Genomic DNA, 5,641 nt, shown 5'->3' on the forward strand with positions numbered 1-5,641 from the left:
GCTTCGAACAATTACTCGAATTTGGGTCTGACGGCGTGTCGGTTTGACATGCTGAATGGCTCAGATAAGATAGAGAAGTTGCCCTGCGGGCCTGGTTGTGATGACTGGGTCGTGGGAGCATCCGATCCTTGAGAACTCAACAGCGTGCACTTGTCAAATGCCAAATTATCCTCGTCGGTCTTCGGACTGGTGAGAATTCCTTTGGATCAAAGACCAGCCCTTCCGGGGGTTGGCATTTTAAATGAAGTCAGTTTGATTCATTTCTTTGGTCAGTTCAAACTCGCTGCTCACACCTTTTTCCGGTGTGTTCAGTATTTTTCTTTTACGGAGAGTTTGATCCTGGCTCAGGATGAACGCTGGCGGCGTGCTTAACACATGCAAGTCGAACGGTGAACCAGGTGCTTGCACTTGGGGATCAGTGGCGAACGGGTGAGTAACACGTGAGCAACCTGCCCCTGACTCTGGGATAAGCGCTGGAAACGGCGTCTAATACTGGATACGAGACGTGATCGCATGGTCAACGTTTGGAAAGATTTTTCGGTTGGGGATGGGCTCGCGGCCTATCAGCTTGTTGGTGAGGTAATGGCTCACCAAGGCGTCGACGGGTAGCCGGCCTGAGAGGGTGACCGGCCACACTGGGACTGAGACACGGCCCAGACTCCTACGGGAGGCAGCAGTGGGGAATATTGCACAATGGGCGAAAGCCTGATGCAGCAACGCCGCGTGAGGGATGACGGCCTTCGGGTTGTAAACCTCTTTTAGCAGGGAAGAAGCGAAAGTGACGGTACCTGCAGAAAAAGCACCGGCTAACTACGTGCCAGCAGCCGCGGTAATACGTAGGGTGCAAGCGTTATCCGGAATTATTGGGCGTAAAGAGCTCGTAGGCGGTTTGTCACGTCTGCTGTGAAATCTGGAGGCTCAACCTCCAGCCTGCAGTGGGTACGGGCAGACTAGAGTGCGGTAGGGGAGATTGGAATTCCTGGTGTAGCGGTGGAATGCGCAGATATCAGGAGGAACACCAATGGCGAAGGCAGATCTCTGGGCCGTAACTGACGCTGAGGAGCGAAAGGGTGGGGAGCAAACAGGCTTAGATACCCTGGTAGTCCACCCCGTAAACGTTGGGAACTAGTTGTGGGGTCCATTCCACGGATTCCGTGACGCAGCTAACGCATTAAGTTCCCCGCCTGGGGAGTACGGCCGCAAGGCTAAAACTCAAAGGAATTGACGGGGACCCGCACAAGCGGCGGAGCATGCGGATTAATTCGATGCAACGCGAAGAACCTTACCAAGGCTTGACATATACGAGAACGGGCCAGAAATGGTCAACTCTTTGGACACTCGTAAACAGGTGGTGCATGGTTGTCGTCAGCTCGTGTCGTGAGATGTTGGGTTAAGTCCCGCAACGAGCGCAACCCTCGTTCTATGTTGCCAGCACGTAATGGTGGGAACTCATGGGATACTGCCGGGGTCAACTCGGAGGAAGGTGGGGATGACGTCAAATCATCATGCCCCTTATGTCTTGGGCTTCACGCATGCTACAATGGCCGGTACAATGGGCTGCAATACCGTGAGGTGGAGCGAATCCCAAAAAGCCGGTCCCAGTTCGGATCGTAGTCTGCAACTCGACTACGTGAAGTCGGAGTCGCTAGTAATCGCAGATCAGCAACGCTGCGGTGAATACGTTCCCGGGTCTTGTACACACCGCCCGTCAAGTCATGAAAGTCGGTAACACCTGAAGCCGGTGGCCTAACCCCTTGTGGGAGGGAGCTGTCGAAGGTGGGATTGGTAATTAGGACTAAGTCGTAACAAGGTAGCCGTACCGGAAGGTGCGGCTGGATCACCTCCTTTCTAAGGAGCATCTGACGTTCGTTGTTCATTGAACGGCGTGACGTCCAGAACTCAGATCGAAGACATACGTTCTTCGCTGGGAGCTCATGGGTGGAACATTTGACATGGTGTGAAGGAAGATTTCTTCTCTTAGTACATCACTTTCGGGTGATCGGAACGGGGTGGGGGTTGGATGTTACATCTGCACGCTGTTGGGTCCTGAGGGACCGGATGCGACCGCACCTTTTGGTGTGGTCGTTCTGACTCTCAGGGCCTCTTGCTGTTTCCCTTTCGGGGGTTGCGGGGAGGGGTACCGCCCGTACTTTGAGAACTACACAGTGGACGCGAGCATCTTGCAGCTGATCAACGATCAGTTGCACAAGATGATCTTAAAGATCATTAGTCAATTTCAGACACACACTTTCGGGTGTGGGTCGAGTTTTGATTCAAACTCATGTGATTTATCAAGTCTTTAAGAGCAAACGGTGAATGCCTTGGCATCTGGAGCCGAAGAAGGACGTAGCAATCTGCGATAAGCCTCGGGGAACTGATAAGCAAGTTTTGATCCGAGGGTGTCCGAATGGGGAAACCCCGCTGGGCGGCGTGCCGACCTAGTGACTCCCGCCTGAATATATAGGGCGGGTAGAGGGAACGTGGGGAAGTGAAACATCTCAGTACCCACAGGAAGAGAAAGCAACCGCGATTCCGTTAGTAGTGGCGAGCGAAACCGGAACAGGCTAAACCGAGCATGTGTGATATCCGGCAGGAGTTGCATGTTCGGGGTTGTGGGACTTTTCAGTCAACTCTGCCGAGTTGGCAGCGTTACAAGATGGTATAGACGAACGGTCTTGAAAGGCCGGTCATAGAGGGTGACAACCCCGTAGTCGAAATGCCAACCTTGGCGCGAGAAGTATCCCAAGTAGCACGGGGCCCGAGAAATCCCGTGTGAATCTGTCAGGACCACCTGATAAGCCTAAATACTCCCAGATGACCGATAGCGGACAAGTACCGTGAGGGAAAGGTGAAAAGTACCCCGGGAGGGGAGTGAAATAGTACCTGAAACCGTTTGCTTACAAACCGTTGGAGCCTCCTTAGTAGGGGTGACAGCGTGCCTTTTGAAGAATGAGCCTGCGAGTTAGTGATATGTGGCGAGGTTAACCCGTGAGGGGTAGCCGTAGCGAAAGCGAGTCTGAATAGGGCGATTCAGTCGCATGTCCTAGACCCGAAGCGAAGTGATCTATCCATGGCCAGGTTGAAGCGCGTGTAAGAGCGCGTGGAGGACCGAACCCACTTAGGTTGAAAACTGAGGGGATGAGCTGTGGATAGGGGTGAAAGGCCAATCAAACTTCGTGATAGCTGGTTCTCTCCGAAATGCATTTAGGTGCAGCGTTGCGTGTTTCTTGCCGGAGGTAGAGCTACTGGATGGCCGATGGGCCCTAAAAGGTTACTGACGTCAGCCAAACTCCGAATGCCGGTAAGTGAGAGCGCAGCAGTGAGACTGTGGGGGATAAGCTTCATAGTCGAGAGGGAAACAACCCAGACCACCAACTAAGGTCCCAAAGCGCGTGCTAAGTGGAAAAGGATGTGGAGTTGCTTAGACAACCAGGAGGTTGGCTTAGAAGCAGCCATCCTTGAAAGAGTGCGTAATAGCTCACTGGTCAAGTGATTCCGCGCCGACAATGTAACGGGGCTCAAGCACGCCACCGAAGTTGTGGCATTGACATTATTGGTAGGCCTTCGTGGTCCAGCCGTGTTGATGGGTAGGAGAGCGTCGTGTGGCCAGCGAAGCGGCGGTGTGAACCAGCCGTGGAGGCTACACGAGTGAGAATGCAGGCATGAGTAGCGAAAGACGTGTGAGAAACACGTCCTCCGAAAGACCAAGGGTTCCAGGGTCAAGCTAATCTTCCCTGGGTAAGTCGGGACCTAAGGCGAGGCCGACAGGCGTAGTCGATGGACAACGGGTTGATATTCCCGTACCGGCGAAGAACCGCCCAAGCTAATCCAGTGGTGCTAAGTATCTGAATCCCAGTGACTGATCCCTTCGGGGTGACGGATTGGGCCTAGCGTACGACCCCATGCTGGTGCGGTTAGCGTATTAACAGGTGTGACGCAGGAAGGTAGTCCAGCCGGGCGATGGTTGTCCTGGTGCAAGTGCGTAGGCCGAACGGTAGGCAAATCCGCCGTTCACATAGGCTGAGACACGATGCGGATAAAAAGTGGATGATCCTATGCTGCCAAGAAAAGCATCGACGCGAGGTTCTAGCCGCCCGTACCCCAAACCGACTCAGGTGGTCAGGTAGAGAATACCAAGGAGATCGAGAGAATCGTGGTTAAGGAACTCGGCAAAATGCCCCCGTAACTTCGGGAGAAGGGGGGCCTTCGGCGTATAGGGATTTACTCCCAAAAGCGTTTGGAGGCCGCAGAGACTAGTGGGTAGCGACTGTTTACTAAAAACACAGGTCCGTGCCAAGTCGCAAGACGATGTATACGGACTGACGCCTGCCCGGTGCTGGAAGGTTAAGAGGACCGGTTAGCCGCAAGGCGAAGCTGAGAATTTAAGCCCCAGTAAACGGCGGTGGTAACTATAACCATCCTAAGGTAGCGAAATTCCTTGTCGGGTAAGTTCCGACCTGCACGAATGGCGTAACGACTTCCCAACTGTCTCAACCGCGAACTCGGCGAAATTGCATTACGAGTAAAGATGCTCGTTACGCGCAGCAGGACGGAAAGACCCCGTGACCTTTACTATAGCTTTGTATTGGTGTTCGGTGTGGCTTGTGTAGGATAGGTGGGAGACTTTGAAGCATGGACGCCAGTTCGTGTGGAGTCATTGTTGAAATACCACTCTGGTCACTCTGGATATCTAACTTCGAACCGTAATCCGGTTCAGGGACAGTGCATGGTGGGTAGTTTAACTGGGGCGGTTGCCTCCCAAAAAGTAACGGAGGCGCCCAAAGGTTCCCTCAACCTGGTTGGTAATCAGGTGGCGAGTGTAAGTGCACAAGGGAGCTTGACTGTGAGACTGACAGGTCGAGCAGGGACGAAAGTCGGGACTAGTGATCCGGCAGTGGCTTGTGGAAGCGCTGTCGCTCAACGGATAAAAGGTACCTCGGGGATAACAGGCTGATCTTGCCCAAGAGTCCATATCGACGGCATGGTTTGGCACCTCGATGTCGGCTCGTCGCATCCTGGGGCTGGAGTAGGTCCCAAGGGTTGGGCTGTTCGCCCATTAAAGCGGTACGCGAGCTGGGTTTAGAACGTCGTGAGACAGTTCGGTCCCTATCCGCTGCGCGCGTAGGAAATTTGAGAGGATCTGACCCTAGTACGAGAGGACCGGGTTGGACGAACCTCTGGTGTGTCAGTTGTTCCGCCAGGAGCACCGCTGATTAGCTACGTTCGGGATGGATAACCGCTGAAAGCATCTAAGCGGGAAGCCGGCCTCAAGATGAGATTTCCATACCTTCGGGTGAGAGGCTCCCAGCCAGACTACTGGGTTGATAGGCCAGATGTGGAAGCACGGTAACGTGTGAAGCTGACTGGTACTAATAAGCCGATGACTTGATAACACACCGTTTGTTGGTGCTACGCGTCCACTGAGTGGTTCTCGATGTACGGTCGAGAACCACATAACAATGACTTTGTTATGTGTTTGATTGAAACATCAATAGTGTTTCGGCGGCCATAGCGTGAGGGAAACGCCCGGTTACATTCCGAACCCGGAAGCTAAGCCTCACAGCGCCGATGGTACTGCAGGGGGGACCCTGTGGGAGAGTAGGACACCGCCGGACTTCTTTTAGACAAAATGGCCACCCAA

The 5,641-nt window shown here is 53.6% G+C and carries 3 rRNA genes; all 3 read left to right on the forward strand.

The annotated features are described in order from the left end of the window. Nucleotides 1–321: 321 nt before the first annotated feature. The 3 genes from ACSU1G_RS34530 to rrf all read left to right on the forward strand — a co-directional run bounded on the left by ACSU1G_RS34530 (nt 322) and on the right by rrf (nt 5,615). Nucleotides 322–1,848: ribosomal RNA gene (locus tag ACSU1G_RS34530) — 16S ribosomal RNA — on the forward strand. A gap of 441 nt (nt 1,849–2,289) precedes the next feature. Continuing rightward, nucleotides 2,290–5,393 (forward strand): 23S ribosomal RNA (locus ACSU1G_RS34535). Between the two features lie 105 nt (nt 5,394–5,498). Next, nucleotides 5,499–5,615: ribosomal RNA gene (gene rrf / locus ACSU1G_RS34540) — 5S ribosomal RNA — on the forward strand. Together the 16S, 23S and 5S rRNA genes form the textbook arrangement of a ribosomal RNA operon. Nucleotides 5,616–5,641: the final 26 nt, after the last annotated feature.

The organism is Microbacterium sp. A93 (genome assembly GCF_051842835.1).